The sequence below is a fragment of the Dietzia cercidiphylli genome (assembly GCF_039531545.1).
GTDB lineage: Bacteria > Actinomycetota > Actinomycetes > Mycobacteriales > Mycobacteriaceae > Dietzia > Dietzia natronolimnaea.
Genome location: NZ_BAAAQG010000003.1, coordinates 622,186 through 640,044, shown reverse-complemented (window position 1 = coordinate 640,044; position 17,859 = coordinate 622,186). Strand labels below are relative to the sequence as shown.

Annotated in this window: 18 protein-coding genes and 1 tRNA gene; 6 read left to right on the top strand and 13 right to left on the bottom strand. The window is 66.9% G+C overall.

Annotated features, from left to right (window positions below):
* Positions 1-118: 118 nt before the first annotated feature.
* Complete coding sequence (locus tag ABD250_RS04805; RefSeq protein ID WP_182657858.1) at positions 119-505, bottom strand: site-specific integrase; 387 nt, start codon at positions 503-505, stop codon at positions 119-121.
* A gap of 246 nt (positions 506-751) precedes the next feature.
* Between ABD250_RS04805 and ABD250_RS04800 the strand changes: the two genes are divergently transcribed.
* Entirely contained in the window at positions 752-976 is a 225-nt protein-coding gene (locus tag ABD250_RS04800) for a hypothetical protein (protein WP_425551859.1), read from the top strand.
* Between the two features lie 234 nt (positions 977-1,210).
* Here the strand turns inward: ABD250_RS04800 and ABD250_RS04795 are convergent, their stop codons facing one another.
* A complete protein-coding gene (locus ABD250_RS04795; RefSeq protein ID WP_344390913.1) occupies positions 1,211-1,615 on the bottom strand; it encodes a helix-turn-helix domain-containing protein in 405 nt (134 codons plus the stop codon).
* Positions 1,616-2,176: 561 nt separating this feature from the next.
* A complete protein-coding gene (locus tag ABD250_RS04790) occupies positions 2,177-3,439 on the bottom strand; it encodes an IS256 family transposase (RefSeq protein WP_182641640.1) in 1,263 nt (420 codons plus the stop codon).
* A gap of 88 nt (positions 3,440-3,527) precedes the next feature.
* Between ABD250_RS04790 and ABD250_RS04785 the strand changes: the two genes are divergently transcribed.
* Positions 3,528-4,712 (top strand): IS110 family RNA-guided transposase, encoded by a 1,185-nt coding sequence (locus ABD250_RS04785; RefSeq protein ID WP_344390982.1) that lies wholly within the window; start codon positions 3,528-3,530, stop codon positions 4,710-4,712.
* Between the two features lie 422 nt (positions 4,713-5,134).
* Here ABD250_RS04785 and ABD250_RS04780 read toward each other — a convergent pair.
* The 5 genes from ABD250_RS04780 to eno form a co-directional block, all read right to left on the bottom strand.
* Positions 5,135-5,211, bottom strand: a tRNA-Leu gene (locus tag ABD250_RS04780).
* A 61-nt stretch (positions 5,212-5,272) separates the two neighbouring features.
* Positions 5,273-6,283, bottom strand: a complete 1,011-nt coding sequence (locus ABD250_RS04775; protein WP_182658652.1) for a Ppx/GppA family phosphatase — start codon at positions 6,281-6,283, stop codon at positions 5,273-5,275.
* Entirely contained in the window at positions 6,280-6,831 is a 552-nt protein-coding gene (locus ABD250_RS04770) for a DUF501 domain-containing protein (protein ID WP_182658651.1), read from the bottom strand. The genes ABD250_RS04775 and ABD250_RS04770 overlap by 4 nt, the downstream gene beginning before the upstream one ends.
* Positions 6,828-7,442 carry an FtsB family cell division protein gene (locus ABD250_RS04765; protein ID WP_344390908.1) on the bottom strand — a complete coding sequence of 205 codons (615 nt, stop codon included), beginning with the start codon at positions 7,440-7,442 and terminating at the stop codon, positions 6,828-6,830. The genes ABD250_RS04770 and ABD250_RS04765 overlap by 4 nt, the downstream gene beginning before the upstream one ends.
* Before the next feature lie 297 nt (positions 7,443-7,739).
* A complete protein-coding gene (gene eno, locus ABD250_RS04760) occupies positions 7,740-9,017 on the bottom strand; it encodes a phosphopyruvate hydratase (protein ID WP_182658521.1) in 1,278 nt (425 codons plus the stop codon).
* Positions 9,018-9,296: 279 nt separating this feature from the next.
* On the opposite strand from eno, the gene ABD250_RS04755 reads away from it, so the two are divergent.
* Entirely contained in the window at positions 9,297-9,557 is a 261-nt protein-coding gene (locus ABD250_RS04755; RefSeq protein WP_182658520.1) for a ribbon-helix-helix protein, CopG family, read from the top strand.
* A gap of 425 nt (positions 9,558-9,982) precedes the next feature.
* Here the strand turns inward: ABD250_RS04755 and ABD250_RS04750 are convergent, their stop codons facing one another.
* On the bottom strand, positions 9,983-10,138 hold the full coding sequence (locus ABD250_RS04750; protein ID WP_182658518.1) for a hypothetical protein: 156 nt from the start codon (positions 10,136-10,138) through the stop codon (positions 9,983-9,985).
* Between the two features lie 574 nt (positions 10,139-10,712).
* Between ABD250_RS04750 and ABD250_RS04745 the strand changes: the two genes are divergently transcribed.
* Entirely contained in the window at positions 10,713-12,308 is a 1,596-nt protein-coding gene (locus ABD250_RS04745) for a DEAD/DEAH box helicase family protein (protein WP_338404175.1), read from the top strand.
* A 161-nt stretch (positions 12,309-12,469) separates the two neighbouring features.
* Positions 12,470-12,865 (top strand): hypothetical protein, encoded by a 396-nt coding sequence (locus ABD250_RS04740; RefSeq protein ID WP_182658516.1) that lies wholly within the window; start codon positions 12,470-12,472, stop codon positions 12,863-12,865.
* 180 nt (positions 12,866-13,045) lie between these two features.
* On the opposite strand, the gene ABD250_RS04735 is transcribed toward ABD250_RS04740, so the two are convergent.
* Positions 13,046-14,113 carry an MDR family NADP-dependent oxidoreductase gene (locus tag ABD250_RS04735; protein ID WP_206685739.1) on the bottom strand — a complete coding sequence of 356 codons (1,068 nt, stop codon included), beginning with the start codon at positions 14,111-14,113 and terminating at the stop codon, positions 13,046-13,048.
* 308 nt (positions 14,114-14,421) lie between these two features.
* On the opposite strand from ABD250_RS04735, the gene ABD250_RS04730 reads away from it, so the two are divergent.
* Entirely contained in the window at positions 14,422-14,943 is a 522-nt protein-coding gene (locus ABD250_RS04730) for a flavodoxin domain-containing protein (RefSeq protein WP_182658515.1), read from the top strand.
* Positions 14,944-14,992: 49 nt separating this feature from the next.
* Here the strand turns inward: ABD250_RS04730 and ABD250_RS04725 are convergent, their stop codons facing one another.
* The 3 genes from ABD250_RS04725 to rfbA form a co-directional block, all read right to left on the bottom strand.
* Positions 14,993-16,249, bottom strand: a complete 1,257-nt coding sequence (locus ABD250_RS04725) for an alpha/beta fold hydrolase (RefSeq protein WP_206685738.1) — start codon at positions 16,247-16,249, stop codon at positions 14,993-14,995.
* Between the two features lie 255 nt (positions 16,250-16,504).
* On the bottom strand, positions 16,505-16,849 hold the full coding sequence (locus ABD250_RS04720; RefSeq protein ID WP_241730610.1) for a hypothetical protein: 345 nt from the start codon (positions 16,847-16,849) through the stop codon (positions 16,505-16,507).
* 107 nt (positions 16,850-16,956) lie between these two features.
* Positions 16,957-17,853 carry a glucose-1-phosphate thymidylyltransferase RfbA gene (gene rfbA, locus ABD250_RS04715; RefSeq protein ID WP_107746568.1) on the bottom strand — a complete coding sequence of 299 codons (897 nt, stop codon included), beginning with the start codon at positions 17,851-17,853 and terminating at the stop codon, positions 16,957-16,959.
* Positions 17,854-17,859 lie beyond the last annotated feature (6 nt).

Genomic DNA, 17,859 nt, shown 5'->3' with positions numbered 1-17,859 from the left:
TTAACATCATATCGAACATTTGTGCGAACATAGTTGCACGTGGCCGTCAGCCCTCCTCAGGTTGCCAGAGGACTACGACAAGTCCGGAAATTCTGGCCGTGAGCCGCAATGTGCTCTCTCAACGTGTGCCGCCGCGCCTGATCACGACGGCGTCCGCTGGATTTGGATCCAGCCCAATGACGTCGTAGAGCTTCCGCATCGCGGTGATTCGCCGTCGGATAGTGCTCTCGTTGTACTTCCTTCTGCGAAGAAGAGCCACGTACTGACGGAGGTCCTGCACAGTCAGCGTGAGTACGTCCTTGTCACGTTCCTCAGCCCACATGAACACGTCATCTAAGTCGCCCCAGTATGCCCTCGCGGTGTTGTAGCCATACGGCAACAGCACCTGCTCACGGAGCTCATCGAAGCGCTCGTACCGGACCCGAAGCTCTCTAATGATCGGCAGCAAGTAGTCCGGGCAGTAAGGCGACCGCTCCGGTTCCGACTCATCACCGCTCTCTCGCATGCCACAACTCTATCCATCCAAGTGCTATCACGCTTGTGCTTCTACGTTGTCTACCTGCGAAGTTAGCGTGTTTTCTGTCAGATCCGTTGTTTGCGGGTGACCCGCACAGCCAATTGATTGGAGACTACAGTGTCCGGACTTCAGCGCGTTCCAACGAGCACACCCGCTTCGTATCCAACGGCTACAGGAGGCTGCCTCTCCCGTCAGACCGCCCGCGATCTCGCAGCGATCGACCACTCTGCAGATGTGATGAGCGCCCGCGTTGCAGCGGCCGGCGAGGTCCAACAAACCCAAGTCGATGCCGTGGCCCGCGCTGGCGCGTACGCGATGCGGCAAGTTGCGCTGTTGGCGCAGATGCAGAAGGAAATCGCACTTGCGGCTCCGGAAGCATCCGGGGACCTGGACTTCATCAAGTCGATGACCAGCATCGGCCAGGTTGTCGCTGACACCAGTCAGCCGGTGAATCGATGATCTCGACAGTGGTTGTCGTTGCCGCTATCGCCTTCTTGCTTTAGGTGTCGAGCCAGGACGACGCGAAGGGGGCGGAAATTCTCGACCATATTCGAACCTTCATCGAGCCCTGAGCGGGCCGGCCGGACAAATGAGGTCCGAACCCTGAGGCGTGGACCACGGCTGAACTGCGGCCCGGTAGTCATACGGCGGCCGGGCCGCAGTATTATCGGACGTCTACTCAAATTAATCCAATTAGTGGATGTTTCGGGCGGCGATGAGTCCGGTGATGAAGTCGGTGACGCGGTCGGCTTCGGCGTCGGTGAGGTCGAAGGATTGGCCTCCGACGATGGTGCGGGCGGGGCCGAGTGGTTCGAGTCCGTAGAGGATTCGGGTGGCGGCTGATAGCGCGGCTCGGTTGGCGATGGATTCGATCGAGCAGTCGAGCGCACCAGCGATTGCTGTGAGCTGATCGCGACTGATGACGGCGGGTGGCGTGGCCTGTCTATAGGCGGTCGGTTGTGACTGCCCGCGTTCCCATGCGCTGATCCATGGGGATTTCACGCCGATGGCCACTGCCAGTTTGAGCTGGGTGAGTCCGGTCTCCCTGCGTGCGGCGCGGATGGCGCGGCCGAGCGAGCGGGCTTCCTCTGGGGTCAACGGGACTCCTTCCCTGAAATGCCTTGGTGAACGGTGACCAGAACGGACCAGTCTCCGTCGTGGACGGAGGTCGCCACAACCGAGGTCTGCGCGTCGTTCTGGGGGTGGAGCTGGTGAAGGCGGCGGTCGAGAGCCATATGAGCATGAAGCTCACTTGGCCCGGATCCGATGATGAACATGGCGACCATTTTGCCCGGCCCGCGGGTTGCGTGGGGTATCAGATGTGGTCGACAGCCAGCCCGTTACCTTTATTGAACCTCCGGTGGTCGGAGGTCTGGTCGCTCGAGTGGGCATGGCTTTCTTGCCCTGCCATCGATGGTCCGGGGGGTGTTGCCACCCGCTCGAGAGACACGCGTTGACCGCTGATAGGGACGCGGCCCACCTTTTAGGTGAGGTCTCTTCGTAACGTGGGTGTCGGCATCGGGTGTCAAGACGGTGACCAGCAGGGATACTTCAGAAGGGAAGTATCGCCATGTCCGAGAACTACGCCGTATTCGTGGGACTGGGGGCGTGTCAAGTTTTCTGTGTAAGGGCCGGTCGGTTAGCCCCTCTGCCGGGTGGTCAGAGTGGGAGTCTGTTGGGGAATTGCACGGCGAAGGCGTTGAGCGCTTGGTGCCATCCCTGTGTGCCGGTGCCGAGGTCGCCGCCGCGGGTGGTTTCGATGTTTCGGATGCCCAGATAGACCAGTTTGATCGCCGCCTCGACTGAGGGGAATGAGCCCCTTGTCTTGGTGATTTTCCGGAGTTGGTAGTTGATCGATTCGATCTGGTTTGTGGTGTAGATGACCTTGCGGATCTCGGGGGTGAACGCCAGGAACGGGGTGAAGTCCTCCCACGCATTGCGCCACGCCATCACCGCCCCCGGCGCCTTGGTGCCCCAGGTCTCGGCGAAGGCTTCCATCGCCAGCTCGGCGGCCTGGACGGTGGCCGCGGTGTAGATCGGCTTCATGTCCTTGGCCATGGTCTTGCGGTCGGCGTAGGAGGCGTACTTCATGGCCGAGCGCAGCAGGTGCACCACGCAGGTCTGCACCACCGTCTCGGGGTAGACACTGTTGACCGCGGCCGGCAGCCCGGTCAGTCCGTCGCAGCACAAGATCAGGATGTCCTTGCAGCCCCGATTGCGGATCTCCGCCAGGACGCCTGCCCAGAACTTGGCCCCCTCGGTAGCACCGAGCCACAGTCCCAGCACCTGCTTGCGGCCCTCTAGATCGACGCCTACGGCCACGTGGCAGGCCTTATTGGCCACGACGCCGCCGTCGCGAATCTTGAGCCAGATCGCGTCGATGTAGACGATCGGATACACCGTCTCCAGCGGCCGGGACTGCCACAGGGCGATTTCGTCGGTGACCACGTCGGTGACCCGGGAGATGGTCGCGGCGGAGACGGTGGAGCCGTAGATCTCCTCAAGGTGTGAGCCGATATCCCTGGTGGTCATGCCGCGGGCGTAGAGGGACAGGATCATGTCCTCGACCTTGCCCAGTCGACGGGCCCGCTTCGGGACGATCACCGGCTCGAACGAGCTATTGCGGTCCCGCGGCACGGTCAGCTCCACGGGACCCTGGAGGGTCTGGACGCGCTTGGTGGTCTTGCCGTTGCGGGAGTTACCGGTCCCATGGCCGGCGGGGTCGCCGGCCTCGTAGCCCAGGTGGTCGGAGAGCTCGGCTTCCATGGCCCGCTCCAGCACCGCCTTGGTCATCTGCGTCAGCAGCTCCTCGACCCCGTGGCGGCCCTGCCCGAGTTCCTCGGCGGCGGTCACCATGGCGTCGATCTGATCGGCGCTCAGCACCCCGGCCAAGGGGTTCTGGACATCAGCAATTTCGGTCATTCGGTCAATCCTTCCAAGAGGCGAAACCCGTAGGTCACACCTCGGTTCGAGACCGGACCCTTACACACTCAATGAAACACCCTCGGGACTGGACGTCGGCAAGAGTGCCCATCACGCATGCGCTCTCGCCCAGGACGGCTCCCGCCTCTACGACAAACCCCTGGTCCAAGACGAAGTCGCTCTGCGGAAAGTTATCGTCGAACTTCAGCAGCATGGACCGGTGCTGATGATCGTCGACCAGCCCAACACGATCGGGGCGCTGCCCATCGCGGTGGCCCGTGACTGCGGTTGCGAGGTCGCCTACCTGCCAGGACTTGCGATGCGCAAAGCCGCGGACCTGTACCCAGGTAGGTCGAAAACCGATGCCCGAGATGCGTTCATCATCGCCGACACGGCCCGCACAATGCCGCACACCCTGCGAGCGGTGGACCGCGATAGCGAGGTGCTCTCAGCGCTGAAAATGCTCGCCGGTTTCGACGACGACATCGCTCGGGACTGCACCCGGGCCAAGAACCGGCTGCGCAGTGTCCTGACGCAGATCCACCCGGCATTCGAGCGCGTTCTCGTCGGTGAGATCCTGGCACGAGCCATCGTGTTGGACCTGCTCATCCACTACGGCGGACCCACCAAACTCGCCGCAGCCGGCCGAGGCCGAGTGCTCAAATGGGCCCGCAACAGGTCGAGAAAAGATCCGGTCGAGCTCATCGACCGAATCTTCGCGGCACTGGCCGAACAGACGGTCACCGTGCCCGGCACCGACGCTGCCGAGTTGGTCATCCCGCAGCTCGCCGCGAACATCAAAGCGCTACAGCAACAGCGCGAGACCATCGCTGGCCAGGTCGAGGGGATGCTCGATGAATTCCCTCTTGCCGAGGTCTTGATCTCGATGCCCGGCATCGGCATCAAGACCGCCTCCAACATCCTGCTGGCCGTGGGCGACTGCAGCGACTTCGCCTCCGCCTCACATCTCGCTGCTTACGCCGGTATCGCCCCGGTGACCAGACGAAGCGGCACCTCCATCAAGGGCGAATTCCCTGCTCGTAGTGGCAACAAGCGCCTCAAGAACGCCATGTTCCGCAGCGCCTGGATCGCCAGCAACTGCCATGGCCCCTCTCAGGCCTACTACCAGCGCAAACGCGCCGAAGGAAAGAAGCACAACGCAGCCGTCATGTGCCTTGCACGACGCCGCAGCAACGTCATCTACGCCATGCTGACCAACCGCGAGTTCTACCGCGAGCCGCCAGCACCCAACGACGTAGCCGCGGCGGCCTGAAGCGATCACCAATCATCAGCAAAACGCTTGACAATCCTCATAGGGACACCCCCCCAGAAGCTGATGTTTGCGACCGCGGCCTCGACCGCCCGTGGACCGATGGCGACGGAGCTGTCGCGGACTCGGGCTACCACTTCTACTCGAAGCAGCTCACGGACCAGTGGGACGCGCGGCACGAGACCTGCCCGCGGTCGCCGAGTTCGGGTTGAGGGAGCACAACTGCGACGTAGAACTCCGCGATGTCAAATACACATGGGTCCACATCACTGTGAAGTCCACGGACGATGACGCGGCCGACGGCGTCGTGACCTAGCGCATGAAGCACTACTTCCGAGACGGCGGAACCGCGGCGGTGCACTTCCGGTCGTGCGTGCGGAAGAAGCTCCTCAGCGTCCGTGCGGGGGCTCGCCAGTACGCTCAAGTGGTGCCCCCAGTCGGACTCGAACCGACACTTTGACGGTTTTAAGCCGTCTGCCTCTGCCAATTGGGCTATGGGGGCTTCCCAGCCGCGGCGAGCCGCGGCCAACCGGGCGCGAGCGCCCACGTTCGAACGAGCGACGCTAGCCGACCATACGAGCCAACACCGACATCGCGATCCCGTCCAAGATGTCCTTCTCACTCACCGTGAGCTCGGACAACCCCGCGCGCTCTGCCATCACATCACACAGCGCCTGGACCACAATGGAGCCCCCACCGATCACATCGGCGCGGCCCGGGTGCATTGGGCCCAGACTGCGCCGTTCGGTGACAGACGACGCCACCAGGCGGTCGCACACCTCGCGCATGCGATCCAGCGGGATCACGCTGCCGTGAATCCGCTCGGGGTCGTACTCCCCCAGCCCCTGCGCCAACGCCGACAACGTGGTGAAGGTGCCAGCCACGCCCACCCAGCGGGAGGCAAGGCCGACGGGGACGTCGCCGGCCCCGGCGAGCGCGTCGCCGATCACGGACCGCGCCTCGGCGATCTCAGCGTCAGTGGGCGGATCCGAGTGCAGCACCCGCTCGGTGAGGCGCACACAGCCCACGTCAAGACTGCGGGCCCCGAGGATCTGGACATCGCCGCGGACGACCTCGCCCACCACGATCTCCGTCGACCCACCACCGAGGTCGGTCACCACGAACGGCCCGTCAGTCGGGTCAAGGTCGATCACCCCGCCGGCGAAGGTTAGCTCGGCCTCGGTCTGCCCGGAGATCACCTCGGCCTGCGCGCCCGGGAAGTGCTTGCCGAGCACCTCGGCGGTCATGCCGAAGAACTCGTCCTTGTTACGGGCATCGCGGGTGGCGGAGGTGGCGACCATCCGCACCGACTGCACGCCGAGCTCGGCCATGGTGGCCGCATAGTCAGTGAGCGCGGTGCGGCACCGGGAGATCGCCTCCGTGGAAAGCCTCCCGGTCGCATCGACGCCCTCGCCGAGCCGGATGATCCGCATCTCGCGGGTGACGTCGGTCAGCCCGGGCTGCCCGGGCACTCCCTCGGCGACGAGTAGTCGGATCGAGTTGGTGCCGCAGTCCACAGCGCCCACACGAACAGGCCCTGCCCGGACGGCGCCATCGGGAGCAGTCGCGGTCACTCCTGCTCCTGCGCGTAGTAGTCGGGTACGCCCAGCTCCTCGGGGGTGGGCCAGTCCTCAGGAAGCGCGTTGCCGCGCAGTCCGGCCTCGCAGGCCAGGGCCACGGACTCGTCGCCCAGCCACACCACGCCGGGCCCCTCGGCCAGCGCGTACGCCATCAGCACGTGCAGGCACTTGACCCGCTCGGGCATTCCGCCACCAGAGAAGTCGGTGCCCAGGTCCTCGATCTCGTTGCGCTGGGACAGATACCGCTCATGCGCCTGGGTGTAGTTGAGGGCCATCTCGGGGTCGGAGGTCAACCTCGTCGTCATCCCCCTCATGATCCCCGCCGATTCCTGCCGGCTCGCCTCGGCGGTGAGCCGCGGATCGGTGAGGTAGTACAGCGTCGGGAACGGAGTACCGTCCTCGAGCCGCGGCGCGGTCTTGACCACCCCGGGCCTGCCGTCGGGGCTGCGATAGGACACCTCCAGCACCCCGCGCGGCCGCCGGCCCAGCTGGGCCTCGATCGCCTCGAGATCGTCACTGGACACGCTGTGTTCGGCGCTCACGCTGGGGGGTCCTCCTGTGGTTGGGGTTGAGGGGCGTCGCCGTCCGGGGTCTCGACGCCGAGATTCCCGCGTTGGGGATCGACCGGAACGGCCGGGGTATCGGGGCCGCCGGGGATGCTGGTGCCCTCGAGCACCGACGTACCCCCCGGGAGACTCGAGTTCTCCGGGAAAATGGGATCGGCGGGCACGGAGATGGAGTCCCACACCCGCGTCTGCCACGGCAGCGCCGCCAGCTCGGCCGCCCGCTGCTCGGCCGCCGCCTGCTCCACCGGATCCACCGGGCTCACCCGGTACGGGGTCTCCCCCGGCTTGACCGCGCCGAAGCGGATGCGGGCCTGCTGCTCGATGTACGCCGGATCGGCGAGCAACTGCTCCTCGGCCTCGAGCTCGGCGATCGTGGCCTGCAGCGCGGCCCGCTCCTGCGCCACCGCCTTCTCGTCCGAGAGGAACTGGTAGTGATTGCGCAGGGGGAACGACACCGTCACCAAGAGAATGATGGCGACGACGGCGAGGAGACCGATCCGCCGAGGCGTGTAGTTCCGCGGGCCCAGCACGGTGTCCGAGAGATCGGTCCGCGTGGTGAGCCGGTGGGCCTCCGGATGCGCGGTCAAGCCCACCTTGCCGGAGCGGGCCGAGGCGGGCACCGGCCGGTCCCGCTCCCGGCTCGGCGTGCGCCGCTGGGGCGTCTGCCGGCGGGTGGGGTCGCCAGGAGACTCACCGCGGGTGCGACCCCGCTGCGGGGCCCGGCGGATGGGCCCCGACGCCTCCCCGGGACGCCGGGACGACGACCGATCGCGGCCGTCGCCCCGGCGATCAGAAGGGCGTGGTGGGCGAGCCATGAGCCCTCCTCTCGACTACCTACCTACTGGGGCCGTGCTTTCTTGGGCTGCGCGACCCGATGGCCTGGCTCAGGCGTTGAAGCGCGGGAAGGCGCCGGCACCGGCGTACCGGGCGGCGTCCCCGAGCATCTCCTCGATGCGCAGCAGCTGGTTGTACTTGGCCACCCGCTCCGAGCGGGCCGGGGCGCCGGTCTTGATCTGGCCGCAGTTGCAGGCCACCGCGAGGTCGGCGATGGTCGTGTCCTCGGTCTCGCCCGAGCGGTGCGACATCATCGAGGCGTAGCGGTTGCGGTGTGCCAGTTCCACGGCGTCCAGCGTCTCGGTGAGGGTGCCGATCTGGTTGACCTTGACCAGCAGCGCGTTGGCCGCGCCCTTGGCGATGCCGTCGGCCAGACGCTCCGGGTTGGTGACGAACAGGTCGTCGCCCACCAGCTGGACCTTGTCGCCGATCATGTCGGTCAGGGTCTTCCAGCCCTCCCAGTCGTCCTCGTCGAGCGGGTCCTCGATGGAGACCAGGGAGTAGTTGGCCACGAGGTCGGCGTAGACGTCGGCCATCTCCGCGGCGGAGAGCTGCTTGCCCTCGAAGTTGTACTTGCCGCCGGAGTAAAACTCGGTGGCCGCCACGTCGAGCGCGAGCGCGACGTCGGAGCCGAGCGTGTAGCCGGCCTGCTCGATGGCCTCCACGATGAGGTCCAGCGCGGCCTTGGTGGAATCGACCGACGGGGCGAAGCCGCCCTCGTCGCCCAGGCCCGTCGACAGGCCCTTGTCCTTGAGGACGGCCTTGAGGGAGTGGTAGACCTCGGTGCCCACGCGCAGGGCCTCGCGGAAGGTCGGCGCGCCGATGGGCGCGATCATGAACTCCTGGACATCCACGCCCGAGTCGGCGTGGGCGCCGCCGTTGAGAATGTTCATCATGGGCACGGGCAGGACGTGCGCGTTGGCGCCGCCGATGAAGCGGTACAGCTCCAGGCCGGCGGCCTCGGAGGCGGCGCGGGCCACGGCGAGCGAGACGCCCAGAATGGCGTTGGCACCGACGTGGGACTTGTTGTCCGTGCCGTCGGCGTCGAGGAGGGCCTCGTCGACCAGGCGCTGCTCCTCGGCGGGGATGCCGATCACGGCCGGGGCGAGCACGTCCAGCACGGCCTCGACGGCCTTGGTCACGCCCTTGCCCAGGTAACGGTCGTCGGAGTCGCGCAGCTCCACGGCCTCGTGGGCGCCGGTCGAGGCACCCGAGGGCACCGCGGCCCGCCCGAACGAGCCGTCGTCCAGAAGCACCTCTACCTCAACGGTGGGGTTGCCTCGCGAATCGAGGATCTCCCGGGCTCCGACCTGCTCGATAAGCGCCATCTGTGCTCCTTGGGGAAGTTCGTGGATCGTGTCTGGGTCGGCACCGCGCTGGGTGGTTGCAGTACCGGGGGCCATTGTTCCACGTCGGTCTACAGGGCGGGGTCAGGCGTGCTGGGCCACATCCCTTCGGGTGCGCTGCGTGTCTGATCACGTCACGGCGGGATGCGATGCACGTCCGGACCACACCGGCAGCGCAACCCGGAGGTGAAGAGTAAAGCCTCGGCCCATCAACCCGGCACGTACTGCCCATTCGGACAGATTCGTATTACGATAGTGCCCATGGAGCGGAAAATTCAGGGTCAGAACGTCTCCGAAGAACAGCTCGACAATTGGGTCGCCGAGGCTGAAGAGGGTTACGACATCGCCTGGCTGCAGAAGCGCATGGGTCGGCCCGCACGATCCGACCGCGCGGCCCGAGTCGTCCCGGTTCGCCTGACCGATGCTGAACTCGAGGCTGTCATGGCCCGCGCCGACCGGGAGCACCTCAACCGATCAGAGGCGATCCGCCAGGCGTTGGCGCAGTGGGCCGCCGCCTCGTGATAGTCCGACCATCCGCGAGGAAACACGGCATCAAGGACGACGACATTCGGGCGGCGCTCGAGTCGCCAGTCCTCTCCGGCCCACTGGACGATGACCATCCCCAACGCGTCCTCGTCCTCGGGTTCGATACACTTTCGCGCGTACTAGAGTTGATCGCGCTGTACTACGACGATGGCACGATCGAGGTAATTCACGCGATGAAGGCCCGCCGTTCCTATCTCAACCTGCTTGAGTAGCTGCCGCGTTCAGACTCTTGCCGTTGCGCACTGACGTCAGCAGCAGACCAATACCGGCGTCCGACCTCGTCGTCGTCAGTTTTCGGCCCCTCAGCCCAACGCCACCACGCACTTGCCCGTCGTCCGCCCAGAGAGCATGTCCACGATTTCCACAGCGCTGCGAGGTGCTTCCTGGCTTCGGGAAGTCGGTCAACGAACATGGGAGATCAACACGACGTCGTCGGGCTTGAGGGACGTCACCACGAACATCCCCGCCCACGCCGTGAGGCCCGTCATCCCGAGCAGCCCCACCTCAAGCTCCGGCGGGCCCAGCGCACGGTCCAACTTGGACAGCGCCCCGGCCACCCCGAGGCCGGATCCACCAGGGCGTACTCGCGGTGTCCGAGGTCGTGGTGCACCGAGTCGTCGGGGGTGTACTCATCCGCGTCCGACTCGACCACCTCGCCGACCACCATCTCGGCGAGCGCCTCCCCCGGCTTCAGGGCCTGACTACGAACCACCTCGCAGTCAGAATTCCGGCCGCGGCTGGCCCGTGTCGTCGTCGTAATCGCCTTACCTTCGTCCCTAATGCGCGGCCTCACCCCGGCACCCACGCTCACCTCGACGGCCCGGCGGGGTGCGCACCAGCCGACGGCGGCGGTGACGTACCCGGCCCCTACAGTGAGCCCGACCCCGCCAGGACCATCCAGGAGGACTCCGTGGACTCACCCGCCCTCATCACCGCCCGCAACGGGGCAGACATCTGATGGCGGCCCGGTCCTCACGCTCAACGACAAAGAAACGCAAGTCGAGCTCCAGGCGGGCGACGTCGGCCAAGAAGCCCAACACGACGCCGACGATTCCGACGATCCCTCCCGGCCAGCGGGTGTGGCTGCTGGAGCTCCCGTGGGGAGGACTGGGCGGAGGGGCGCCGGCCGGAGTGACCTACTACAAGTCGCTCACCGCGCACGCCTATGTCGGCACCGCCCTGCCGGACCCACTGGAGCACTACGCCAGTAAGCCCTACTCCTACCTGCGGTGGCTGGAAGACGAGCTCAACGGCAGCGAGGGCCCGGGCGCGACCGCCGCGCCGATGACGCTGCGCCCGGAGCAACGCGCGGACGTGGACGCGATCGTCGCGGCCGCCCAGCGCCAGTTCCGGCAAGTTCACCTGGCCAACGATGTGGGCACCGGCAAGACCCTGGTGGCGGTGGCTGCGGCGAAGGCCATCGCGAACATGCGCGGCGCTCGCACCATCCTGGTGACGGTGGACCGGCCCGCGCGCATCACCATCCCGTCGTGGCGGCGCACCATCGCAGCACTGGGTAACGAGGACCTGTGTGACGACGACCTGCGCTGGATCATCATGTCCTCGGACAGCCTGGGCAAACTCATGGCTCGAAACGGGCGCCCTCGCCTCAAGGTCGACGTGGCGGTAATTGACGAGGCCCACCAGTTCCGGCACGCCAGCAAGCGCACCAGCTACATGCGGCGACTGACCCGCATGGACGGCCCGCACGAGAAGTCCCCTTTCGTGCTGACGATCACCGCCACGCCGGGCCATCACCCAGGCGAATGGGGCTACCTGTCGTCGCTGTTCGCACAGGTACACGGCGACCCGCCTGCACGGTGGGCGGACTTCGGGCGGACCCTGGCCGAGCGGGGCGTGCCCCTGGAGACCTCGTACGGCAAGTGGACGTGGACCGTGGAGGCCAAAGAGTCGCTGCCGATGCAGCAGGCCGCCATCAGCGACGTGCGCGACATCCTGCTGCGGCACGACCCGCCGCTAATGCTCACCCGGTCGGCGCCGTGGGGCCCGCCTCCGTTCGACGTGGACCTGGTGGAGCTGACCCCGGACCAATGGCGGGCCTACGAGCTGGAGTGGGGCGACTTCCAGCGAGAGATGCACTTGGCCAGGACGGGCAACAACGTCGCTCGCGGGTTGGCTGCGCTGGTGCGATTGCGCCAGAAGGCATCGATGATCCGGGTCGAGCACACGGTCGCGGCGGCGAAGGCCGAACTCCAGCGCGGCTACCAGGTGTTGATCGCGACCGAGATGGTGTCCACAGCCGCGCACCCGGTGGCCGAGCTGCTCGAGGCCGACGGATTCCCGGTTGCACGGATCTACGGCTCGAACCCGCAGGCCGAGTCCGAGCGGATGCGGTTCCAGCGAGGCGAGGCGCCCGTGGTGGTGTTCAACACGCCCACCGCGATCAACCTGCAGGCGCGCGAGCAGTTCGCCGACGGCACGTTCGCGACCGACACCCCGCGCAGGGGCTTCTTCCATCAGGCCCGCTACTCGGGGCTCCTGGCCGAACAGACGATGGGCCGCGCGCACCGGAATCATCAGGTGTGCGCGTGGTCGCTCCTGGCGGCGGCCGGCACGATCGAGGAGCGAGCGGGGACCGTGATGTTGTCCCGTCTCATCGCCTCGGCGACCAGCACCGATGCGGACTCCTCCACCTTCTCGGAGGTGGCCCGGGTGTTCGGTATCGACTGGATCCCTGCCGTCCGATTGGCGGACGAGCTCGGCTAGGTGTTCTGGATGCAGGGCGCTGTGCCCGCGAACCGTGGGGCGCCACGACACGCTCACCGCCCGTGGCGTGTCCCCGCGACGGGCAGACTGGTTCCGGCGAACGCCCTGGTCGTCGTTATTTACGCGCTCCTTTCCGATTACTCGGCCGATACACTCCCAGGGTGCGGATTCGTCCGATCGATCTGGTGGATGTCCTGGCGTATCTCGTCGTGCTGGGCGTGTTCATCCAGCTATTCCCCGCGGTCCTCTCGGAGACGTTCCTGCTGGCACTTCTCACGGCGGTCCTGCTCAAGGCGGTCCTGGAGATCGTCCTGCGGGTCAAGAAGCGGATTGTGGGCCGCATCCGCTCGGGAAAGACGCTCACAGTTCGCGTCGTGAACGTGGCCGCGCTGGTGTTGGTGCTGCCGGGTAGCAAGTTCCTGGTCCTCGAGCTGGTGGCGCTCGCGTTCGGCGACGCCGTCCAGCTGGGCGGCTTTCTCGCTGTGACCGCACTGATCGTCGTGCTGATGCTCGCACGCGGCGGCATGCGGCGGTTTCTGGCGAAGAGTGAGCAGTGACCCAACACGGCCGCGGCTCCGGCCACGGTCTGACCACACAGTGACGAGCATGATCGACCCCGCCGCACCCATCTCAACCTGTGTAGGTAGCTGCCGAATTCGGACCACTACTGGTGCGCACAGCCGTCAGCAGCAGACTGATATCGGCGGCCGACCTCGTCGTCGTCACCAGTAGGCCCCTCAGCCCAGCGCCACCACGCACTTGCCCGTCGTCCGCCCGGAGAGCATGTCCACGATCGCCTGCGGCGCGGACTCCAGGCCCTCGTACTTCGCGAGGTCCAGGTTCAGGTCGCCCGACCGCCACAGTTCCGCGAGGTGCTTTCTGGCCTCGGGAAGCCGATCCGCGAACGTGCCCGCGAGGAAGCCACGCAGATTGATGTCCTTGGTGGTGGCGTTGAAGAGGTTGTCGGGAGCGGCCGGAGGCTGACCGTCATAGCCAGCGATCGCGCCACAGAGGGCGACCCGGCCGAGCGGGCGCAGGTGAGTGAGCGCGGCCTTGAGGTGGTCGCCGCCGACGCTGTCGAAGTACACGTCGATCCCCTCGGGCGCGAACTCGCTCAGCGGCTCGTCCAGCCCGTCGCGCCAGTTGAACGCCGCGTCGAGCCCGAGTACATCCTTGAGGTAGGTGACCTTCTCGGCACTACCAGCGCTGCCGATCACCCGGCACCCGTGCGCCTTGGCGAGCTGCGCCGCGACGCTGCCCACCGCGCCGGCGGCCGCGGAGATCCACACGACGTCGTCCGGCTTGAGGGACGCCACCACGAACATCCCTGCCCACGCCGTGAGCCCGGTCATGCCGAGCAGCCCCACCTGGAGCTCGGGCGGGCCCAGCTCGCGGTCCAGCTTGGACAGTGCCCCGGCCACGCCGAGGGCCTGGTTTTCCGGATCGACCAGGGCGTATTCGCGGTACCCGAGGTCGTGGTGCACCAGGTCGCCGGGTGCGTAGCCCTCCGCGTCCGACTCGACCACCTCACCGACCACCATCCCGGCGAGCGCCTCCCCCGGCTTGAGGGCCGGCAGGTATCCGGGAGGCGAGACGGGATCGAGCCGCAGCCGGGTGGCCGCGTCCACGGAGAGCAGCGTGTTGCGGATGAGCACGTGCCCCGGAGCCATGGTCGGCATCTCGGTGGGCACCACCTCGAGGTCGTCCACCGCCAGCGCACCGTCGGGGTGCCTGACCAGGCGAACCTCCCGGTTGCCCTGCGCTGCGTTGCCGGTCGTCGTGTCGTTCATCGCCGTGTCGGTCATGCGATCCCTACCGATCGTTGTGTGGGCCAGTTCACACCGACAGTAAATGAACTGACTTCACTTGGGTAGTGGATGGGCGAAGTTGGACCACGCAGGGGCGACCACAGGGCGGGCACGCGCGTGACGCAGGCGGGCGCACCCCAAACCTTGACGGAACCGCAGCCCCTGGACGGTGCGCCCCCGACGCCCCCACCCCATTGCGCTCGCCGCCGACGCGGTGAATGATGAAAATCGAGTGATAAACCGAGGTGAGGGCCCGTCAACGGCTACGTGCTCTTACCGCCGACTCGAGCGGGGTGGCACACGAAATGCGCGCACTGATCGTCTTTCAATCGATGTACGGCTGCACCCACGACATTGCCAACGCGATCGCACGCGGCGTCGCTCGGGTAGGTGACGCCACGACAGTCCCCGTCTCGCACGCGATAGACGAGGACACCTCCGTCTATGACCTGGTGATCGTGGGCGGCCCCACCCATGTCCACGGAATGAGTCGCGAATCGACCCGGCGTGGTGCGGTCGAAGCCGCCGACCAGCCAGACAGTGCCCTGACGGTGGAACCCGATGCGGCGGGTGCGGGGATCAGGGACTGGCTCGGCGAGCTCTCCCGGCGCGAGGGGGCTGCTGCCGCGTTCGATACCCGGGTCGACAAGCCCGCGATCCTCACCGGTCGGGCATCCAAGGGGATCTCGAAGAAGCTGAAAAGCCTGGGGTTCACCCTCGTCGCCGAACCGGAGAGCTTCCTGGTCGACACCCAGACCCAGCTGCTCGAGGGCGAAGAGGCCCGCGCGGAGCAGTGGGGCCAGATGGTGGCCGCGCGGATCACGTGAACCCGGGAGAGTGTGATCCCCTCTCCCAGTGGGTGATCCGACTAAGGGTCTATTGCGACAGGGGCCGGACCTCGTCGAGCATGACGTCGACGAAGACGTCCTTGTTGTCCGCGCTGCCGAGGCCGTGCCCGCCCTCCAGCCAGATCAGTCTCTTCTCCGGCGCCGAGAGCTCGTCGTAGTACTCCTCGACCAGCGTCGGCATCGCATTCACGTCGTGCCGCCCCACGAAGAAGAACACCGGCACCTCGAGCTCCGGAGCCTGATCGACGAAGTCCAGGTCTTCCAGCTGCGGGTAGACGGCGTTGAACGAGTTGATCAGACCGCGGGTGTGGTTGATCGTGTCGACGTAGCCGTACTCGGGCACGAGCAACCCGAGAAGCGGCACGACCAGCGTGTAGCGGGGAACCCCCATCATCTCGTTGAGCACGTCGAGAAAGTCCACGTACGGCCACACCACAGCGTCGCCGTAGTACGGCGGCGGTCCGTTGTTCCGCAGCGTCTCCGCTCGCCCGGTATCCCCCTGCTCCTCGAGGTGATCCAGCGCCAGTTGGTACCCCATCCGGTCGTTCTCGGTGGTGTTGACCATCTGCCCGCTGCTGATGAACGCGTGGAAGAGCTCGGGGTGTTCCTGGGCCAACCAGATGCCCAGGATGCTCGACCACGAGACTCCATAGATGTAGATCTTGTCCTGCCCGAAACGTTCGCGGAGGTGGTTGGTGAGCGCGGTGGCATCGGCCACGAACCGCTCCCGGTCGAGGTCGTCGAACGGCACGGCGCCGTAGGACTTTCCGGTCCCGGGCTCGTCCCAGTTGACCACCGTGAAGTGCTCCTCCAGTGGCCTGAACTCGGTGGAGTTGAAGAAGCCGCCTCCACCGGGGCCGCCCATCCCGAGGTTGAGCAGGACCGGATTCGACGCGTCATGGCCGCGAATGGTGATCCACTGTTCGCTGCCGTTGAGCTCCACCGCCTCCATCTCGGCAACGCTCCCGGGGACGGGCTCACCGTCCGACCCGGTGATGGGCGGCGTGATCGCCAGGGTCTGCGACGCCAAGACGGCCACGATCGCGGCGAGCGCCATGACACCCACCGCCATCGGTCTCACCGCCCGCCGGCGGCGTCGGAGGATGAGCCAGAGTAGCGCGAACAGGCCGAGCAGGAGCAGTGGAAGCCATGCCCACATCGGCACCGACGTGGTGAGCGGCAGAAGCAGCACGGGCAGGAACAGCACCACGGCCGCGATCACTGCCGCAGCGGTCAGCCATCCACTACCTCGACGACGAGGACGCCCTGTGCGCTTGTCAGTCACGGTGACTCCAGGGGCTATGCCTCTGAACCTACGAGGTGGTACGGCCGCGGTCAACGGTCGGGACGGTTGGCCCCGCGCTCACCGCGGCGATCCGCAAGGCCCCGGCGGGGCGCCAGCAGATCGCGCTGGCCCGCGCGTCGAGGTCCAGCTCCCGGCCGTCGGGCAGCTCCAAGCCGCTCACCTGCAGGTGGGACCCCGCGGGCACCCCCGTTCCGGATTCGTCGCCGGCGCTAAGGCCTGCAGGTCGACCAGTCGCTACGCGGCGCCGTGGGACCGGGCGAAGATGCTCACCATGGCGGTGATGAGCCGCACCGGCTCCTCGCAGAAGACGGCCACGCCCACCACGGAGACGAGGGTGCCGATCTCCATCTCGCCGGCCAGAACGCGGTAGCCGGCGGCCAGCAGGACCAGTGCCAGCACGACGGCCATGCCGAGCGACCCGATCCCCTGGACCCGCCCCGACCGCTCGGCGGTGACGATGCCCGCGTCGGCCGCGTGGCGGGAGGCGCCGCGGTACTGCTCGGCCGCCCAGCGCTCCCCGCTCCCGGCCTTGAGCACGCGCAAGCCCGTCATGATGTCGGTCGCGCGGCTGCTCGCCATGCCGATGGCGGTCTGCTTCCCGCCGATGGTGATGAACGGCTGAAGGTCTCGCCGACTCAGAACAGTATTTCCACGCCGGAGCCCGGTGGCGGTGGCGATCGACCGGCCTAGATCTGAACCCCCGGGCCCACCGGCTCCCCGCAGCGTTCCACCAGCCCGAGCAGGTAGCCGCCGTAGCCGGACTTGCTCAGGGCCGATCCCCTGCGGCACAGCTGCTCGTCACTGATCAGCCCGAGGCGCCAGCCCACCTCCTCCGGGCACCCGATCTTCAGGCCCTGCCGGTCCTCGATGGTGCGGACGAAGTTCGAGGCGTCGAGCATCGAATCGTGGGTCCCGGTGTCCAGCCACGCCGTCCCCCGGGGCAGCGTCTCCACCCGCAGGCGCCCCGCCTCCAGGTAGTGGCGGTTGACGTCGGTGATCTCGTACTCGCCGCGGGCGGAGCGCTCCACCCCCCGGGCCACGTCCACGACGTCGGGGCTGTAGAAATACAAGCCCGGCACCGCGTACTGGGACCGCGGCCGGGCGGGCTTCTCCTCGAGGGAGACCGCCCGGCCGTCGGAGTCGAAATCCACCACGGCGTACGCGCTCGGGTCCGCGACCCAGTAGGCGAACACGGCGCCGCCGTCCACGTCGGCGAACCGTCGCAGCTGGCTTCCCATTCCCGGTCCGTAGAAGATGTTGTCCCCCAGGACCAGTGCCACCGGGTCCCGGCCGATGTGGTCGGCGCCGATCACGAACGCCTGGGCCAGACCGTCGGGCGAGGGCTGCACCGCGTAGTCGATGCGGATACCGAACTCCGAACCGTCACCCAGCAGGCGCCGGAACGCCTCCTGCTCCTGTGGGGTCGTGATCACCAGGACCTCCCGGATCCCGGCGAGCATGAGCGTGGTGAGCGGGTAGTAGATCATCGGCTTGTCATAGACGGGGACGAGTTGCTTGCTCACCGCCGTGGAGACCGGCGCGAGCCGGGACCCGGTACCGCCCGCGAGGATGATCCCCTTCACGCCCTG

Excerpts from the sequence above, each read along its gene's own strand:
- ABD250_RS04735 (WP_206685739.1), bottom strand. The coding sequence starts at position 14,113 with ATGACCGACACGGCGATGAACGACACGACGACCGGCAACGCAGCGCAG.
- eno (WP_182658521.1), bottom strand. The coding sequence starts at position 9,017 with ATGGCGCTTATCGAGCAGGTCGGAGCCCGGGAGATCCTCGATTCGCGA.
- ABD250_RS04805 (WP_182657858.1), bottom strand. The coding sequence starts at position 505 with ATGCGAGAGAGCGGTGATGAGTCGGAACCGGAGCGGTCGCCTTACTGC.
- ABD250_RS04730 (WP_182658515.1), top strand. The coding sequence starts at position 14,422 with ATGCGCGCACTGATCGTCTTTCAATCGATGTACGGCTGCACCCACGAC.
- ABD250_RS04755 (WP_182658520.1), top strand. The coding sequence starts at position 9,297 with ATGGAGCGGAAAATTCAGGGTCAGAACGTCTCCGAAGAACAGCTCGAC.
- ABD250_RS04720 (WP_241730610.1), bottom strand. The coding sequence starts at position 16,849 with ATGGCGAGCAGCCGCGCGACCGACATCATGACGGGCTTGCGCGTGCTC.
- ABD250_RS04790 (WP_182641640.1), bottom strand. The coding sequence starts at position 3,439 with ATGACCGAAATTGCTGATGTCCAGAACCCCTTGGCCGGGGTGCTGAGC.